The 14,283-nt window shown below is 63.7% G+C and carries 12 protein-coding genes; 9 read left to right on the top strand and 3 right to left on the bottom strand.

The window, feature by feature from the left end; translation table 11 throughout:
- Window positions 1–12 precede the first annotated feature (12 nt).
- The 3 genes from AC07T0_RS16170 to AC07T0_RS16180 form a co-directional block, all read right to left on the bottom strand.
- A complete protein-coding gene (locus AC07T0_RS16170) occupies window positions 13–1,122 on the bottom strand; it encodes an efflux RND transporter periplasmic adaptor subunit (protein ID WP_495002233.1) in 1,110 nt (369 codons plus the stop codon).
- Window positions 1,123–1,222: 100 nt separating this feature from the next.
- Window positions 1,223–2,746, bottom strand: coding sequence for an efflux transporter outer membrane subunit (locus AC07T0_RS16175; RefSeq protein WP_495002143.1), 1,524 nt, complete (start codon window positions 2,744–2,746; stop codon window positions 1,223–1,225).
- Window positions 2,747–3,009: 263 nt separating this feature from the next.
- The gene (locus AC07T0_RS16180; protein ID WP_495002144.1) at window positions 3,010–3,867 is read right to left on the bottom strand and encodes a LysR substrate-binding domain-containing protein; all 858 of its coding nucleotides are present in this window, start codon (window positions 3,865–3,867) and stop codon (window positions 3,010–3,012) included.
- 243 nt (window positions 3,868–4,110) lie between these two features.
- Between AC07T0_RS16180 and AC07T0_RS16185 the strand changes: the two genes are divergently transcribed.
- The 9 genes from AC07T0_RS16185 (at window position 4,111) to metC (ending at window position 14,257) form a co-directional block, all read left to right on the top strand.
- A complete protein-coding gene (locus AC07T0_RS16185; protein ID WP_495002145.1) occupies window positions 4,111–4,944 on the top strand; it encodes a transporter substrate-binding domain-containing protein in 834 nt (277 codons plus the stop codon).
- Between the two features lie 185 nt (window positions 4,945–5,129).
- Window positions 5,130–5,951 carry a transporter substrate-binding domain-containing protein gene (locus AC07T0_RS16190; RefSeq protein WP_495002146.1) on the top strand — a complete coding sequence of 274 codons (822 nt, stop codon included), beginning with the start codon at window positions 5,130–5,132 and terminating at the stop codon, window positions 5,949–5,951.
- Complete coding sequence (locus tag AC07T0_RS16195) at window positions 5,948–7,357, top strand: FAD-binding oxidoreductase (protein ID WP_495002147.1); 1,410 nt, start codon at window positions 5,948–5,950, stop codon at window positions 7,355–7,357. Before AC07T0_RS16190 ends, AC07T0_RS16195 begins: the two co-directional genes overlap by 4 nt.
- Window positions 7,354–8,568: an aminotransferase class I/II-fold pyridoxal phosphate-dependent enzyme gene (locus AC07T0_RS16200; RefSeq protein ID WP_495002148.1), complete on the top strand. Its 1,215-nt coding sequence runs from the start codon at window positions 7,354–7,356 to the stop codon at window positions 8,566–8,568. The genes AC07T0_RS16195 and AC07T0_RS16200 overlap by 4 nt, the downstream gene beginning before the upstream one ends.
- Window positions 8,568–9,290 carry an amino acid ABC transporter permease gene (locus tag AC07T0_RS16205; protein WP_495002149.1) on the top strand — a complete coding sequence of 241 codons (723 nt, stop codon included), beginning with the start codon at window positions 8,568–8,570 and terminating at the stop codon, window positions 9,288–9,290. Before AC07T0_RS16200 ends, AC07T0_RS16205 begins: the two co-directional genes overlap by 1 nt.
- Complete coding sequence (locus AC07T0_RS16210) at window positions 9,280–9,954, top strand: amino acid ABC transporter permease (RefSeq protein ID WP_495002150.1); 675 nt, start codon at window positions 9,280–9,282, stop codon at window positions 9,952–9,954. Before AC07T0_RS16205 ends, AC07T0_RS16210 begins: the two co-directional genes overlap by 11 nt.
- On the top strand, window positions 9,941–10,762 hold the full coding sequence (locus AC07T0_RS16215) for an amino acid ABC transporter ATP-binding protein (RefSeq protein ID WP_495002151.1): 822 nt from the start codon (window positions 9,941–9,943) through the stop codon (window positions 10,760–10,762). Before AC07T0_RS16210 ends, AC07T0_RS16215 begins: the two co-directional genes overlap by 14 nt.
- A 29-nt stretch (window positions 10,763–10,791) precedes the next feature.
- Window positions 10,792–11,391: a cysteine dioxygenase family protein gene (locus tag AC07T0_RS16220; protein WP_495002152.1), complete on the top strand. Its 600-nt coding sequence runs from the start codon at window positions 10,792–10,794 to the stop codon at window positions 11,389–11,391.
- Between the two features lie 109 nt (window positions 11,392–11,500).
- Window positions 11,501–14,257, top strand: coding sequence for a cystathionine beta-lyase (gene metC, locus AC07T0_RS16225; protein ID WP_495002153.1), 2,757 nt, complete (start codon window positions 11,501–11,503; stop codon window positions 14,255–14,257).
- Window positions 14,258–14,283 lie beyond the last annotated feature (26 nt).

The raw sequence follows: 14,283 nt of genomic DNA on the forward strand, positions 1-14,283 counted from the left end.
GGGCGCGCAGACCTATTGTTCTTGTGGCTTCGGCGACGCGTCGTTCAAAGGCGCGCCCTGACTGTCGATTTTCACCGGTGAACCGTTCTTGAGCTTCATCTGGCCACTGGTGATCACCTGGTCGCCTTCCTTCACGCCGGAGAGGATGGCCACCTGGTCACCGCGGGTTGGCCCGGTCTCGATGAACGTTTGCTGCGCGGTGAGCACCTCGTTGCCCTGGTCGCTCTTCTGTACGGCGATAAAGACCGTCGTCCCATAAGGGTTATAGGTGACGGCGGTTTGTGGCACGGTGAGGTAGCGCTGCTTCGCGCCGGACTCCACGACGGCCTGGGCGAACATGCCCGGCACCAGGCTTTGTTTCGGATTCTCGACGGTGGCTTCAACGACAACGTTGCGTGTGGTCGGATCGAACCTGGTGTCGATGGCCGTGACCTTGCCGGCGAAGGTTTGCTTGGGCAGGCCGCCAGCCGTGACCGCGACCGCCTGGCCGAGGGAAATCGCTGCCAGCTGCGCTTGCGGTACGTTGAAGTCGATGTAGATGGGGTTGAAGGTTTGCAGGGTCGCGATCTTGTCGCCGGGGTTGAGGAATTGACCGGGATTGACACTGGTGATCCCGATCTTTCCGGCAAAGGGCGCGCGGATGGTTTTCTTCGCCAGCAACGCTCGTTGTTGCTCTGCCGCCGCCACTTTCGCCTTCAGGTCGGCGTCGTCCGCTTCGACTTGGGCTTGGGACACCGCGTTCACCGCCAGTTGCGCCTTGTCGCGCTTGAGGACCGTTGCGGCCAGGTTGGCGGTGGCTTCGAGCGAGTGAAGTTGGGCGATGTCCGAGTCCGCATTCAACTGGACCAGCAGGTCGGCGGCCGCCACTTGCTGGCCCGGCTTGAAGCCGATAGTGCGAACGATACCGCCGACCTCGGTGGTGACATCGACGCCCCGTACGGCCTTTATCGAGCCCACGGCGGAAACGCTCGGCTGCCAATCGGCAAGCTCGGCCCGGATGACGGTTACCACGGCGGCTGGCAGCGGGATTTTTGATTGGGCGATCAGCTTCGATATCTGGCTGAACTTCACGCCGGCGATGATCGCGACGATCACCAGCACCACCCCGATCATGACGAGCATAGGCTTGAGCAACCGTCGTTTACGGGCACCGCCAGGTTCGTTCGGCGGGGTCGATGGAGAAGCGGCGATCTTGGCGTCGGCCATGGTTTTTCTCACTGTTTCAATAACGCTCAAGGCTTCCCACGGAGGCAGGGGCCACATCGGTTCGGTTCCACCAGCCACCGCCCAGTGCCTGGAAGAGGGCGGTGGTGTCACTGTAACGGGCGCTTTGCGCCCTGACGCGGGTGAGTACCGCGTTCTGATAGGTCTGTTGCGCGGTCAACAGATTCAAATAGGCCACGGCACCCAGTTGGAACTGCGCCTGGGCCAGCGTCAGGCTTTCGTGGGCAGCCTGTTCGGCCAGCACTTGCTGGTTGAGGGTGTCGGCGTCGGCTTCCAGTGCCCTGAGTGCGTTGGCGACATCCTGGAAGGCGCTGATCACGGTGCCGCGATAGCGCGCGGCCGACTCATCATAGGCGGCCACGGCGGCCTGCTTGCGATGTTTAAGGGTGCCGGCGTCAAAGATCGTCTGGCTGACCGAGCCGGCGAGACTCCAGAACCCCGTCCCCGACGAGAACAGCCGGGTGCCGCTCAGCGCACTGGAGCCCAGTGTTCCGCTGATGCTGAATTGCGGCAGTTGATTGGCAACGGCCACGCCGATATTGGCGCTGGCCTGATGCAGTTGCGCCTCGGCGGCGCGCACATCCGGTCGCTGCTCGACGATGCTCGAGGGCAGGCTGAGCGGTAACCGCTCTGGCAGGTGGAGGGAGGCCAGGTCGAAACTCTCGCCCTGATCCTGATTGGGAAAACGGCCGAGATAAGCCATCAATTGGTTACGGGTTTGCGCGAGCTGCTTTTGCAGGGGCGGCAAGGTTGCGCGGGTTTGCGCGAGTGCCGCCTGCTGCGTGAGCACATCGGTATTGGCGATTGCCCCCAGCCGCCGTCGCGACTGCAGGAGATCAAGCTGATCGTTCTGCAGCCGGATGAGTTCCTGGGTGGCGGTCACCTGGTCGCGCAGGGAGGCCAGGGTGATGGCTGTGTTGACGACATTCGAGGTCAGTGTCAGGTAGGTCGCTTCCAGTTGGTAGCGCTCATACTCGGCCTGGGCCGTGGACGATTCAATCTGGCGACGGCCACCGCCGAACACGTCGGCGTCGTAAGAGACGCTCAGCGAGGCTGAATTGACAGTGAGAATCCGCGCGGGCAAACCAAAAGTGCTGGCGGTCGACGGCAACTGTCGCGTCCTGGACGCACTGCCACTCAGGGAGGGAAACAGCGAGGACTGCTCGGCGTAAGCCAGTTCGTTGGCCTGATGGAGGGCCGCTTGCGCGGCGGCCACATCCGAATTGGCCTTCAGCGCCTCTTCCACCAGCGCGTTCAGGGCTGGCGAGCGGAACAGCGTCCACCATTGGCCGGGGATATCCATGCCTTCGACCAGTTTTTGCGCCGCGCCTCCTGCCGCCACATCGGCCGAGGCGGTCGTCGTCAGCTTCTCCCGTGAATAGCCGGCATCTTTGGCGGTGCTGGGCCGAACAAAGTCCGGGCCTACGGCACAGCCCGTGAGCATGGCGACGCAAAGCACGCTCGCAGGCGCAAGAACCTGCCAGGTGCGAGAAGTCGCCTGCCGCTGGGGTTGCTCTTTCATGGGCTCTCTAATCAATTAGTCAGTTGTATGAATAGATCAAGCCTGTGCCCTTTGCCTCCTTGCACCAGGGGTCATGCGCAAAATTCGGGGGAGGGCGGCGCCGCGCTCAAGGCGCCACTGCTCATCAGCAGCCTAGTTCTTGAGTTAATGACCGGCAAGTCAAGTGAATGTTCCCGTGGGCGCGAGTCAGCGCTTGAGACGTTGCTGCAAGTGCATGGGATAACGAGCCCGCCCGATCACTGGCTGCATTGCGTGATTCGCCCTTACAACCCCTGGCTGCTGCGAATCAGGTCATAGGCCCGGCGTACCAGTGGGTTCACGGTATTGGGCCGGATCCACAGGTGATAGGTCACATCCGGCAAGCGCGGCAAACCGTCGTTTTCCCCCAGTACCCGCATATCCGGCCCCAGCAGCTCCATGCTGCGCGGTGTCACGCCGAGCCCGGCGCGAATCGCTGCCTTGATGCCGATCAGGTTCGAGGCCAGGTACGCCTGGCGCCAGGCGATGCCTTCACGTTCCAGTGCTTCGATGGCATAGCGTCGGTAGATGCTCGGCTCTTCCACCAGGATCAGCGGCAACGGTTCGCTGGGGACGTGGATGTACTGCGCCGAGCAGATCCACCAGACCGGTGAGGTGCGCAGGGCAAAACCTTGCAGGCGCGAGTCCTCGCGGGTGGAGATGACCATGTCGATCTTGCCCCGGTGCAGGTCCTCCATCAGGTACGGGCTGCGGCCCACATCGATTTCCAGGCGCAGGCGCGGTGCCGAGCGGGCGATATGGCTGAGGATCGGCGGCAGGATGGTGTCGGCGATATCGTGGGGGGAGCCAATACGCAGCACGCCGCTCATATGGTTTTCCTGCAGCGAACTGAGCGCCTCGTCATTCAGCGACAGCAATTGCCGGGCATGGCGCAACAACTGGCGCCCCGGCTCGGTGAGCTGCTTCTGGCGCCCCTGTTTCTGGAACAGACCGACGCCCACCTGCTGTTCCAGGCGTTGCATCTGCTGGGTCACGGACGATTGCGTGCGCGCCAGGTGCTGGCCGGCTTCGGCAAAACTGTGATGGTCTACCACCGCGACGAAGGTGCGCAGCAGTTCCAGGTCCAGGGTCGGAGAGGGCATGGCGGCTCGAATTCATATCAAGGACGTTCGCCAATAGATTACAGATCCTGATGTATTTGGCGAGTCGAAAATATGGGGGATGCTTAAAGATCCAGTAAACAGGGCTTATACCGTTTTTCTAAAAAGCTAATAACCAGAAAGTTATAACAATATTAGATATTTGAATTTCCGTTCGCGCCTGGTGCTCCCTAGCATGCGTAGCCACCAGGTCGGGATACGCCGATTGTCATCAAGGGGATAGTCATGTCGTTCAAGCGCACACCGGGCCAACGCCTGCTTCCTGCTTTTATCGGCGCCGTGCTGGCGTTGGGGGCGGTGAGTGCGGTCCAGGCCGACGCCACCCTGGACAAGATCGAGCAGCGCCACACATTGGTGGTTGGCGTGCTGCTGTCCGGCGGGCCCTTCGGTTCCATCGAGCCGTCGACCCAGGCGCCCAAGGGCCTCAATGTCGACCTGGCCAATGCCCTGGGCAAGGACCTGAAGGTCGATGTTGAGCTGGTGCCGGTACTGCCGGCCAACCGCGTGCAGTTCCTGCAGCAGGGCAAGGTCGACCTGCTGATCGCCAATATGGAATGGACGCCGGAGCGTGACGGTCAGTTGGGCCATGTGCCGACGCCGTTTTATAAGGTTGGCGGTACCGCGGCAGTATTGAAGGACAGCAAGATCAGCCGTTGGGAAGACCTCAAGGGGCAGCCGGTGTGCACCTCCCAGGGCAGCAGCTACGTCAAGCCGTTGAGCGAGTTGGGGGCCCAGTTGAAAGCCTTCAAGAGCTCGTCGGAGTCCTTGTTGGCGCTGCGCGGCAACAACTGCGTGGCGGCGGTCCATGACGCGACGCTGATCAATCCGCTGCTGGCGGGCAATCCGGAGTGGCAGGAATATCGCGCCATCACCCCGGAGCTGAACCCGGCGCCGTCGGTGATCTGGACCCGCCAGGGCGAAGTCGACACCCAGAAGCGCCTGGACACGGTGGTCCAGGGCCTGCACCGCAGCGGCTGGCTGATCGAGGCCGAGAGCCGCAATCAGATTTCTCCGAAGTCGCCGGCGCTGGTGGAGCTGCATAACCAGTTCAAGGGTTGATCGTACCTGCAATGTTTTTTGGCGCTCTTGCGGCCCCCTTCGCGGGCAAGCTCCGCTCCCACATTGTCCGAGTGAGCCTGAAGGGGCTGCGGACACTGCAACCTGTGGGAGCGAAGCTTGCCGGGACGCCGGACCGCCGCATAGGCAGACTCCAGGTCGCCCGATCTCTTAAGGATACCCCCGCAATGTTCAAGTATTTGCCCATCGCCCTGGCACTATTCGCCTCCCTGGCCCAGGCCGATGCCACACTCGACAAGATCCAGGCCCGGCACAAGATCAGTGTCGGCGTGATCCTCAGTGGCCCGCCATTCGGCACTATCGACCCGGCCACCGGCGCCCATCAGGGCTATAACGTCGAACTCGCCAAGGGCCTGGCCCAGCGCCTCGGCGTGGAGTTGGAAAGCGTCTCGGTGCTGGCGCCCAACCGTGTGCAGTTCCTGCAACAGGGCAAGGTCGATGCGCTGATCGCCAATATGCAGTTCACCGAAGAACGCGCCGAGATCCTCGACTATGTGCCCACGCCTTACGAAGAAGTCGGCGGCGCCGCGCTGATCCGCAAGGGCGCTGGCATCACCCGCTGGGAAGAGCTCAAGGGCAAGCCGGTCTGCGTTTCCCAGGGCAGCAACTTCACCAAGCCCCTGCAGGAAATCTACGGCGCGCAGATCAAGGCGTTCCGCAGTCAGTCCGAATCGCTGCTGTCCCTGCGCGGTAATGGCTGCGTGGCTGCGGTCCACGTGAGCCCGACCATGCACAGTCTGCTCGACGAGGCCGAATGGTCCGATTACGAGATCCCGTTGCCCACCGACCTGATCCCGTCCCGTTCGGTGATCTGGGTGCGCAAGGGCGAAAAGGATGTGCAGGCCCGTCTCGACGCGATTGTCCGCGACTGGCACCGCAGCGGCTGGCTGATCGAGCTGGGCAAGCGCAGCGGCATGCCGCCGTCCCAGGCGTTGCTGCAGCTGCATGAGCAGTTCAAGGCTGCGGCTCCATTGGCGCAGCTCCCATGAGCGGATTGTTCGCGCAGTTACAACAACTGCTGGGCGCCGCCCATGTCCAGGACTCCGTTGCCGGCCGCGCGTTTCTCAGCGACAAGCACCGTGTCTTCCATGGCCAGGTTATCGCCGTGGTGCACCCGGCCAGTACCGAGGAAGTCGCCGCCGTGGTGCGGGTCTGTGCTCACCATGGCGCACCGTTGGTGGTGCAGGGCGGCAATACCGGTCTGATGGGCGCGGCCACCCCGGATGCCAGCGGTAACAGCGTGCTGGTCCTGCTCGACCGGATGAACCGTATTCGCCAACTCGATACCGCCAACGACACCGTCACCGTGGAGGCCGGGTGCATCCTGCAGAACCTGCAGGACGCGGCCCGTGACGCCGGGCGCCTGTTTCCCCTGAGCCTGGGGGCGCAGGGCAGTTGCACCCTCGGCGGCAACCTGGGCACCAATGCCGGCGGCACCGGCGTGTTGCGGTATGGCAACACCCGCGAGTTGACCCTGGGCCTGGAAGTGGTGACCGCCGACGGCGATATCTGGAACGGCTTGCGCGGGCTGCGCAAGGACAATACCGGCTACGACCTGCGCGACCTGTTTATCGGCAGCGAAGGCACCCTGGGCATCATCACCGCCGCCACCTTGAAACTTTTTCCGTTGCCCAAGGCGCAGAGCACCGCCTTGCTGGCATTCGACTCCCTGGAACAGGCGGTCACTTTCCTGTCCCATGCCCGCGCCGGTTTCGGCGCCGACCTGACAGCCTTCGAACTGATGTCCGCCGCCTGCCTGACGCTGTTGCGCCAGCAGTTTCCCGCCGACCCGCAGCCCTTTGCCCAGGCACCGCAAGCCTGGTTCGCGCTGTTGGAGCTGTCCGACAACCACAGCGCCGAACATGCTCGGGAGTCCTTCGAACGGGTGCTGGGCGAGGCCTTCGAGCTGAACCTGCTGGCCGATGCGCTGATTGCCGAAAGCCTGGCCCAGAGCGCCGCGCTGTGGCAGTTGCGGGAAAACATGAGCGAAGCCCAGGCCCGCGAAGGGCGCAACATGAAGCACGATATCTCGCTGCCGATCTCGCGGATCGCCGACTTTGTCCGCGAGACCGACGCCTTGTTGCAGGAACATTTCCCCGGCGTGCGCAACCTGATCTTCGGCCACCTCGGCGACGGCAACCTGCACTACAACGTCGCCGCGCCCCTCGGCCAGCCGGTCGAAGCGCATATGGCCCACTATGCGGCGCTCAGCGCCCTGGTGCATCGCAACACCCACGCCCACGGTGGTTCCATCAGTGCCGAGCACGGCATCGGCCAACGCAAGCGCGCGCTGCTGGCTGAGGTCAAGAGCCCGTTGGAACTGGACCTGATGCGGCGAATCAAACAAGCCCTCGATCCCCGTGGCTTGCTCAATCCAGGCAAGGTGCTGCCATGACTGTTCGACTGTCCAAGCGGGTGCAAAGGGTTTCGCTGTCGGCCAATGCGGCGGCCAAGTCCCGGGCTACGGCCCTGCGCGACGGCGGTCGCGACGTGCTTGACCTGACCACTGGCGAGCCGGATTTCGATACCCCGCTGCATATCAAGGAGGCCGCCTCTGCGGCCATCGTCGCCGGGGCGACCAAATACACCGCGACACCGGGTGTACCGGCCTTGCGCGAGGCGGTACGGCGCAAACTCCAGCGCGAGAATCGCCTCGACTATGCACTGCCACAGATCGTCATCGCCAACGGCGCGAAACAGATCATCTTCAATGCCTTTGTCGCGACCCTCGACGAGGGCGATGAAGTGCTGGTGCCAGTGCCGTACTGGCCGTCTTTCCCGGACAGCGTGCGGATCAACGGTGGCGAGCCGGTGTTTATCCCGTCGACCCTGGAGCAGGGCTGCAAGCTGACCCCGGCGCAATTGGACGGGTTGATCAGCGAGCGCACCCGCTGGCTGATCCTCAACAGCCCGGGCAATCCCAGCGGTGCGGTGTACAGCGCCGATGAACTGGGCGCGTTGGCCGAGGTGCTGCGCCGCCATCCCCAGGTGCTGGTGCTGCTCGATGAGTTGTACGAGCACATCCGCTTCGACGGCCAGCCGCCGCTGAACCTGCTCAATGTCGCGCCGGATTTGCAGGCGCGCTGCCTGCTGGTGGGCGGCGTGTCCAAGACCTACGCCATGACCGGCTGGCGGATCGGCTTCGGTGCCGGTCCCCTGGCGCTGACCACGGCCATGAGCGTGGTCCAGTCGCAATCGGCATCCGGTGCTTCGTCGGTCAGTCAGGCGGCGGCCTTGGCGGCCTACGACGGCGGGCTGGATTTCCTCAAGCCGCAAGTGGCGGCCTATCGGCTGCGCCGCGATCTGCTGGTGGCGGCCTTGAGCGAAGTCGACGGGCTCGAAGTGTTGCAACCCGAAGGCGGCTTTTTTGTGTTCGTCCGTTGTGCCGGCCTGATCGGTTGCTTGCGTCCGGACGGTCAGGCCATCGGCAGTGACAACGAACTGGTGGACTATCTGCTGGAGGAGGGCGTTGCCGGGGTCGCGGGCAGTGCCTATGGCCTGTCGCCCTGGTTCCGCCTGTCGATTGCCACGACCACTGACAGTGTTCGTGAAGCCGGTCACCGGATCGCCGTCGCGTGTGCCCGCTTGGTCGAGGGGCCGGCGTGATGGAAACCTTTGTGCAAGGGGCCGCCCACCTGGGGCTCAACTACCGCTTCCTGCTGGATGCCTACCAACGCGGCAGCCTGATCGACGGGGCCTGGACCACGCTGCTGCTGTGCGTGCTGACCATCATCGGCAGTTTGCTGGCGGGAATCACCCTGGCGGCGATGCTCACCAGCGGGAACAAGGCGTTGTCGCGCCCGGCCCGGGTGTTCGTCGAGGTCACCCGCAATACGCCGACCCTGGTCCAGCTCTACTGCGCCTTCCTGGTATTGAATATGCTGCTGACCCAGGCGGTGGGCGCGGCCAACCCGCTGACGCCGTTTGCCTGGGTGGTGATCGTGATTTCCCTGCACAAGGGCGCCTTTCATGCCGAAGCCCTGCGCGCCGGGATCGAGGCGGTGCCGGCGGTGACGATGGAAGCCGCCAGTTCGCTGGCCTTCAGCCGTCGCCAGTTGCTGTGGAACGTGCAGCTGCCACTGGCCCTGCGCTTTGCCCTGCCGTCGCTGGTCAACAACCTGATCGACCTGGTGAAGATGACCGCCGTGGCTTCGGCTATCGCCGTGGGCGATATCACCTACGCCTCGATCATGATCTGGACCCAGAGCGACAACGTGCTGGAACTGATGATCCTGATGCTGAGCTTTTTCGGGGTTTTGAGTTTTATCGTCAACTGTGTGGGCCGGGCGTTGGAAGCGCGGTTGAGGATGCCCGGTTATGGTTATTGAAGCCTTGTGGCAATGGTCGCCGGCGCTGGCCGTGGGCTTTGCGCAGAATATCCTGATCAGCCTGCTGGCGATTGCCATCGGCTCGCTGCTGGGCTTGCTGATCGGTGCGCTGGGGTTGTCGTCGCTGCGGATCCTGCGCCTGCCGGCACGCTTGTGGGTGCAGTTGTTTCGCAACGCGCCCTGGCTGGTATTGATCTACTTCACCACCTACGTGTTTCCGTTCGAAATCCATGTCGGCAGCTACTACCTGCCGTTTCCCGACTGGCTGAAGGTCACCGTCGGCCTGGCACTGCCGGCCAGCGCCAACGTCGCCGAAATTTTTCGCGGGGCCATCGGCTCGATCCCCGGTACTCAATGGGAGGCCGCGCGCTCCCTGGCCTTCAGTCGCGGCCAGTTGTTTCGCTCGATCATCCTGCCGCAGTGCTTCAAACGCATGTTGCCACCCTGGATGAACCTCTATGCGGTGATCACCATGGGCACCGCGTTGGCTTCCCTGGTGGGCGTGCATGACCTGATCGACACCGCGCAGATCGCCAGCAACACCGTCAACCGCAGCGGTTTCACCGTGCTGATCTACTTCAGCGTGCTGGCGTTGTTCTTCGTCTATTGCTACCCGATTTCCCGTCTGACCCAACGCCTGGAGCGACGCTATGCCTTCTACTGAACCCCTCGTCAGCCTGCGCGACCTGCACCTGTCGTTCGGCGCCAACGCGGTGCTCAAGGGCATTGACCTTGATGTGCAACGCGGCCAGGCGGTGTCCATCATCGGGCCTTCGGGCTCGGGCAAGTCGACGATCCTGCGCTGCATCACCGGGCTGCTCAAACCTCAGCGCGGCACCATTCGCGTCGGCGCCACCGAGGTGCAGCAACTGCAGCGCGAGGCGGAGCTGATCGAGTTGCGCAAGCGGGTCGGTTTCGTCTTCCAGCAATACAACCTGTTCCCGCACCTGTCGGTGCTGGACAACCTGCTGATTGCCCCGTGCAAGGTGCTCGGTCGCCGCCGCGCCGACGCCGAACAGGAGGCCCGGCAGCTGCTCGCCAAGGTGCGCATGGAGCACAAGGCCGAGGCCTTTCCCGGGCAACTGTCCGGCGGTCAGCAACAACGGGTGGCAATTGCCCGTGCCCTGGCCATGCGCCCGGAGCTGATCCTGTTCGATGAGGTGACCTCGGCCCTCGACCCGGAAACCGTCGGCGAGGTGCTGACGGTGATTCGCGAGTTGACTGAGGAGGGCATGACTTGCGTGCTGGTGACCCATGAAATGCGCTTTGCCGAGGAAATCAGCGACCGGGTGTATTTCACCGAAAACGGCCTGATCGTCGAATCCGGCAGCGCCCACCAGGTATTCCAGCAGCCGCAAAGCGAGCGCACCCGCGAATTTCTCCGGCATGCCTTGGGCGATGTCGGCCGTCGCCACCTGCAACCCGATCCGTATTGGCTGAACAATATCAGCCGCTACAGCCTGTCCGTCTGACCGTGATCCACCTGATAAGGAGCCTGCCCATGAGCACCACCGAACGCGCCAACGTGATCGAATCTTTCCTGGTGAAGATCCGCGCCATCCACCAGCGCGGCGTCGACCGCGCCGCTTTGCAAGAGATCGTCGCCCTGTTGGAAGCTCTCGCCGAGCGCCGTGATCTGTTCAATTTCGAAACCTTTCCGGCACCCGTGGCCGGCGAGGGCAATACCGCCTTCCGCTATCGCCTGAACGACGACGGTGAAACCCCGACCCTGTACCTCAACTCGCTGCTGCCGGGCAAGAACACCATCGCCCATAACCACGAGACCTGGGCGGTGATCAGTGCCGTCGAAGGCCAGGAACTCAACCGTGTCTACGCCCGCGCTGACGACGGCAGCGACCCTGAGCGCGCCGAGCTCAAGCTTGAGCGTGAAGTGGTGGTGCAGCCGGGTACCTCCATCGCCTTCCTCGGTGAAGACCTGCACAGCATCCGCGTCGATGGCGAGCAGGCGACCCTGCATTTCCATCTCTACGGGCGTCCGCTGGAATCGCTCAACGGCCGCTATGGCGTGCAGGACGACGGCAGCATCCTCAACTACAACGCTTCGCAGATGGCGCCTTCGATCAAGGCTTACGCCGCATGATCGACCTTCATTACTGGCCGACGGCCAATGGCTTGAAAGTCGGGATCCTGGCCGCGGACGAGCGCTCGTGGGGGCTGGAATGACCTCTTCACTGGAAAGCAGGGTTTCTGTGAGTAAAACCATTACACCGGCACAGTTGCAGCAATGGCTGTTCGACGGGCGCGAAATCGCCCTGTTCGATGTGCGCGAACACGGCCAGTACGGTGAGGCTCATCTGTTTCACGGGGTGCACTTGCCCTATAGCCGCCTGGAGCTGGAAGTCCGTCGTCTGGCACCCGAGCCGCGAGTGCGGCTGGTGATCTACGACCAGGAGGGCGGCGAACTGGCCGCCCGTGCCGAGCAACGCCTGCAAGCACTGGGCTATGAGCAGGTGCACATCCTGCAGGGCGGTGCCGACGGTTGGCAGGCGGCGGGCTTGCAGTTGTTCGCCGGCGTGCATGTGCCGTCCAAGGCCTTTGGCGAGTTGGTGGAAGAAGCCTGCCATACGCCGCATATCAGCGCGACTGAACTGGCCGACTGGCAGGCCCGGGGCAAACCCCTGGTGTTGCTGGACGGTCGACCGTTCGACGAATACCGCAAGATGACCATTCCGGGTTCGGTCTGCTGTCCGAATGGAGAGTTGGGTTATCGCCTGCACGATCTGGTGGAGGACCCATCGACGCCGATCGTGATCAACTGCGCCGGGCGTACCCGCAGCATTATCGGGGCGCAGACGCTGATCAACCTTGGGGTGAAGAACCCGGTCTATGCCCTGGAAAATGGCACCCAGGGTTGGTTCCTGGCTGACCTGCAACTGGAGCATGGCAGTACCCGCCGCTACGCTGATGCGGCACCGCCGGCCGGTATCGAGCAGCAGCGCGAGGCTGCCCGCGTGCTGGCCCGGCGTGCCGAGGTGCCGACGGTCACGGCGGCGCAGGTCACGGCCTGGGCGCAGGCGGGCGAGGGCAGTCTGTTTCTCTGCGATGTGCGCAGCGCCGAAGAGTTTGGCCTCGGCAGCCTGCCCCGCGCGCAACATACGCCAGGCGGCCAGTTGATCCAGGCCACCGACCTGTATATCGGTGTGCGCCAGGCGCGGCTGGTGCTATTCGACGACGATGGCGTGCGTGCCCCGGTCGTTGCCAGCTGGCTGCGCCAGTTGGGGCACGATGCCCGGGTACTGGAAGACGGACTGTACAGCGGTTTGCGCTTGCCGGTGGCTGCAGCCTTGCCGTTGCCCGAGCTGCCCGTGCTTGAGGCTCGGGATTTGTCCCGTGAACTGGCTGAAGGCGCGGTGGTGCTGATCGATCTGCGTCCGAGCATGGCCTTTCGCAAAGCTCATCTGGTCGGTTCGCGCTGGTCGATCCGTTCGTTGCTGGCCGCTGAAGTGGCCAATGAAGAACAGCCTCTGGTTTTACTGGCGGACGATATCGCCGTGGCGCAGTTGGCGGCCCTGGAGTTGCCCGAGGTCCAGCGGGCGCGGCTGCGGTTTTTCCGCGCGGACCTGTCGGCCTGGAAAGCGGCCGGGCTGACGGTGAGCAACGACCCGTCGGCGTTGCCTGACGAGCGTTGCATCGATTTCCTGTTTTTCACCCACGATCGTCATTCCGGCAACAAGGACGCGGCGCGCCAGTACCTGGCCTGGGAAACCGGCCTGCTGGGGCAAATGACGCCGGCGGAGATCGCCAGCCTGAAGCCGCTGGCACCCGCCAAGGCGCCAGTGGATGTACGGACTCGGCTGATTCACGCTGCTCGTACCGTCAAGGGCAGTGGCCCGCGTTCGGTGAACGTGCCGGTCACCCGCTTGAGTACCGTACTGTTTGACAGTCTGGCGGATATGCGTGACGCCCGCCGCCGCCGCGACAGCGAACGGGTCCTGAGCTATGGCGCCCGGGGCAACCCGACGGCCTTTGCTCTGGAAGACCTGGTGACGGAGCTGGAAGGCGGCCATCGCACACGTCTGTTCGGTACCGGGCTGGCGGCGGTGGCGCAGACCTTCCTGGCCTATCTGCGCCCGGGCGACCATGTGCTGATTAGCGATGGCGTCTACTTCCCGGTGCGGCGTCTGGCGCAGGAGTTCCTCGAGCCCTTCGGCATTGAAGTCGGCTATTTTCCGGCGGACGGCCGGGATATCGAGTCACGCCTGCAGGCCAACACCCGGATGGTCTATTGCGAGTCGCCGAGCTCCTTGCTCTACGAACTGAACGACCTGCCGGCCATCGCGGCCCTGTGCAAGCCGCGCGCTATCCTGCTGGCGGTCGACAATACCTGGGGGTCGGGTTACCAGTACCGGCCGTTGGCCCTGGGGGCGGATATCTCGATCATGGCGTTGACCAAGTACCTGTGTGGTCACAGCGATGTGGTCATGGGCAGCGTCTGTACCCGCGCGGCCGCCTGGCCGGCGCTGGCGCGGATGAGCGACAGCTTTGGCAACACGGTGAGTCCCGACGATGCTTATCTGGTTCTGCGCGGTGCGCGGACCCTGGCGGCGCGCCTGGAGGTGCACCAGCGCCAGGGCCTGGAAATCGCCCGCTGGTTGCAGACGCAGCCGCTGGTGCGGCAAGTGTTCCATCCGGCCTTGTCCACGCACCCGGATCATGCGCTATGGGTGCGGGATTTCAGCGGCAGCAACGGGTTGTTGTCGTTCGAGTTCGCCGAGGCCGATCCAGGGCAGTTGCAGCGTTTTATCGGCGCCTTGCAGCTATTCGGGCTGGGCGCTTCGTGGGGCGGCTATGAAAGCCTGGTAACGGTGGCGGATGTGAGCGACCGGCAGTTTGCCGGGCCGAGGCGCAATCCGCTGATCCGGCTGCATATCGGCCTGGAGGCGGTTGCCTCGCTGATCGAAGATTTGCAGCGCGGTTTTGCCGCCCTGGCACGACCCTCCACCTAGCACGGTCTCCCTGTAGGAGCTGGCTT

The organism is Pseudomonas sp. GW821-FHT04D07, assembly GCF_059420225.1.

Excerpts from the sequence above, each read along its gene's own strand:
- AC07T0_RS16170 (WP_495002233.1), bottom strand. The coding sequence starts at position 1,122 with ATGCTCGTCATGATCGGGGTGGTGCTGGTGATCGTCGCGATCATCGCC.
- AC07T0_RS16175 (WP_495002143.1), bottom strand. The coding sequence starts at position 2,746 with ATGAAAGAGCAACCCCAGCGGCAGGCGACTTCTCGCACCTGGCAGGTT.
- AC07T0_RS16185 (WP_495002145.1), top strand. The coding sequence starts at position 4,111 with ATGTCGTTCAAGCGCACACCGGGCCAACGCCTGCTTCCTGCTTTTATC.
- AC07T0_RS16195 (WP_495002147.1), top strand. The coding sequence starts at position 5,948 with ATGAGCGGATTGTTCGCGCAGTTACAACAACTGCTGGGCGCCGCCCAT.
- AC07T0_RS16190 (WP_495002146.1), top strand. The coding sequence starts at position 5,130 with ATGTTCAAGTATTTGCCCATCGCCCTGGCACTATTCGCCTCCCTGGCC.
- AC07T0_RS16180 (WP_495002144.1), bottom strand. The coding sequence starts at position 3,867 with ATGCCCTCTCCGACCCTGGACCTGGAACTGCTGCGCACCTTCGTCGCG.
- AC07T0_RS16215 (WP_495002151.1), top strand. The coding sequence starts at position 9,941 with ATGCCTTCTACTGAACCCCTCGTCAGCCTGCGCGACCTGCACCTGTCG.
- AC07T0_RS16220 (WP_495002152.1), top strand. The coding sequence starts at position 10,792 with ATGAGCACCACCGAACGCGCCAACGTGATCGAATCTTTCCTGGTGAAG.
- AC07T0_RS16200 (WP_495002148.1), top strand. The coding sequence starts at position 7,354 with ATGACTGTTCGACTGTCCAAGCGGGTGCAAAGGGTTTCGCTGTCGGCC.
- AC07T0_RS16205 (WP_495002149.1), top strand. The coding sequence starts at position 8,568 with ATGGAAACCTTTGTGCAAGGGGCCGCCCACCTGGGGCTCAACTACCGC.
- AC07T0_RS16210 (WP_495002150.1), top strand. The coding sequence starts at position 9,280 with ATGGTTATTGAAGCCTTGTGGCAATGGTCGCCGGCGCTGGCCGTGGGC.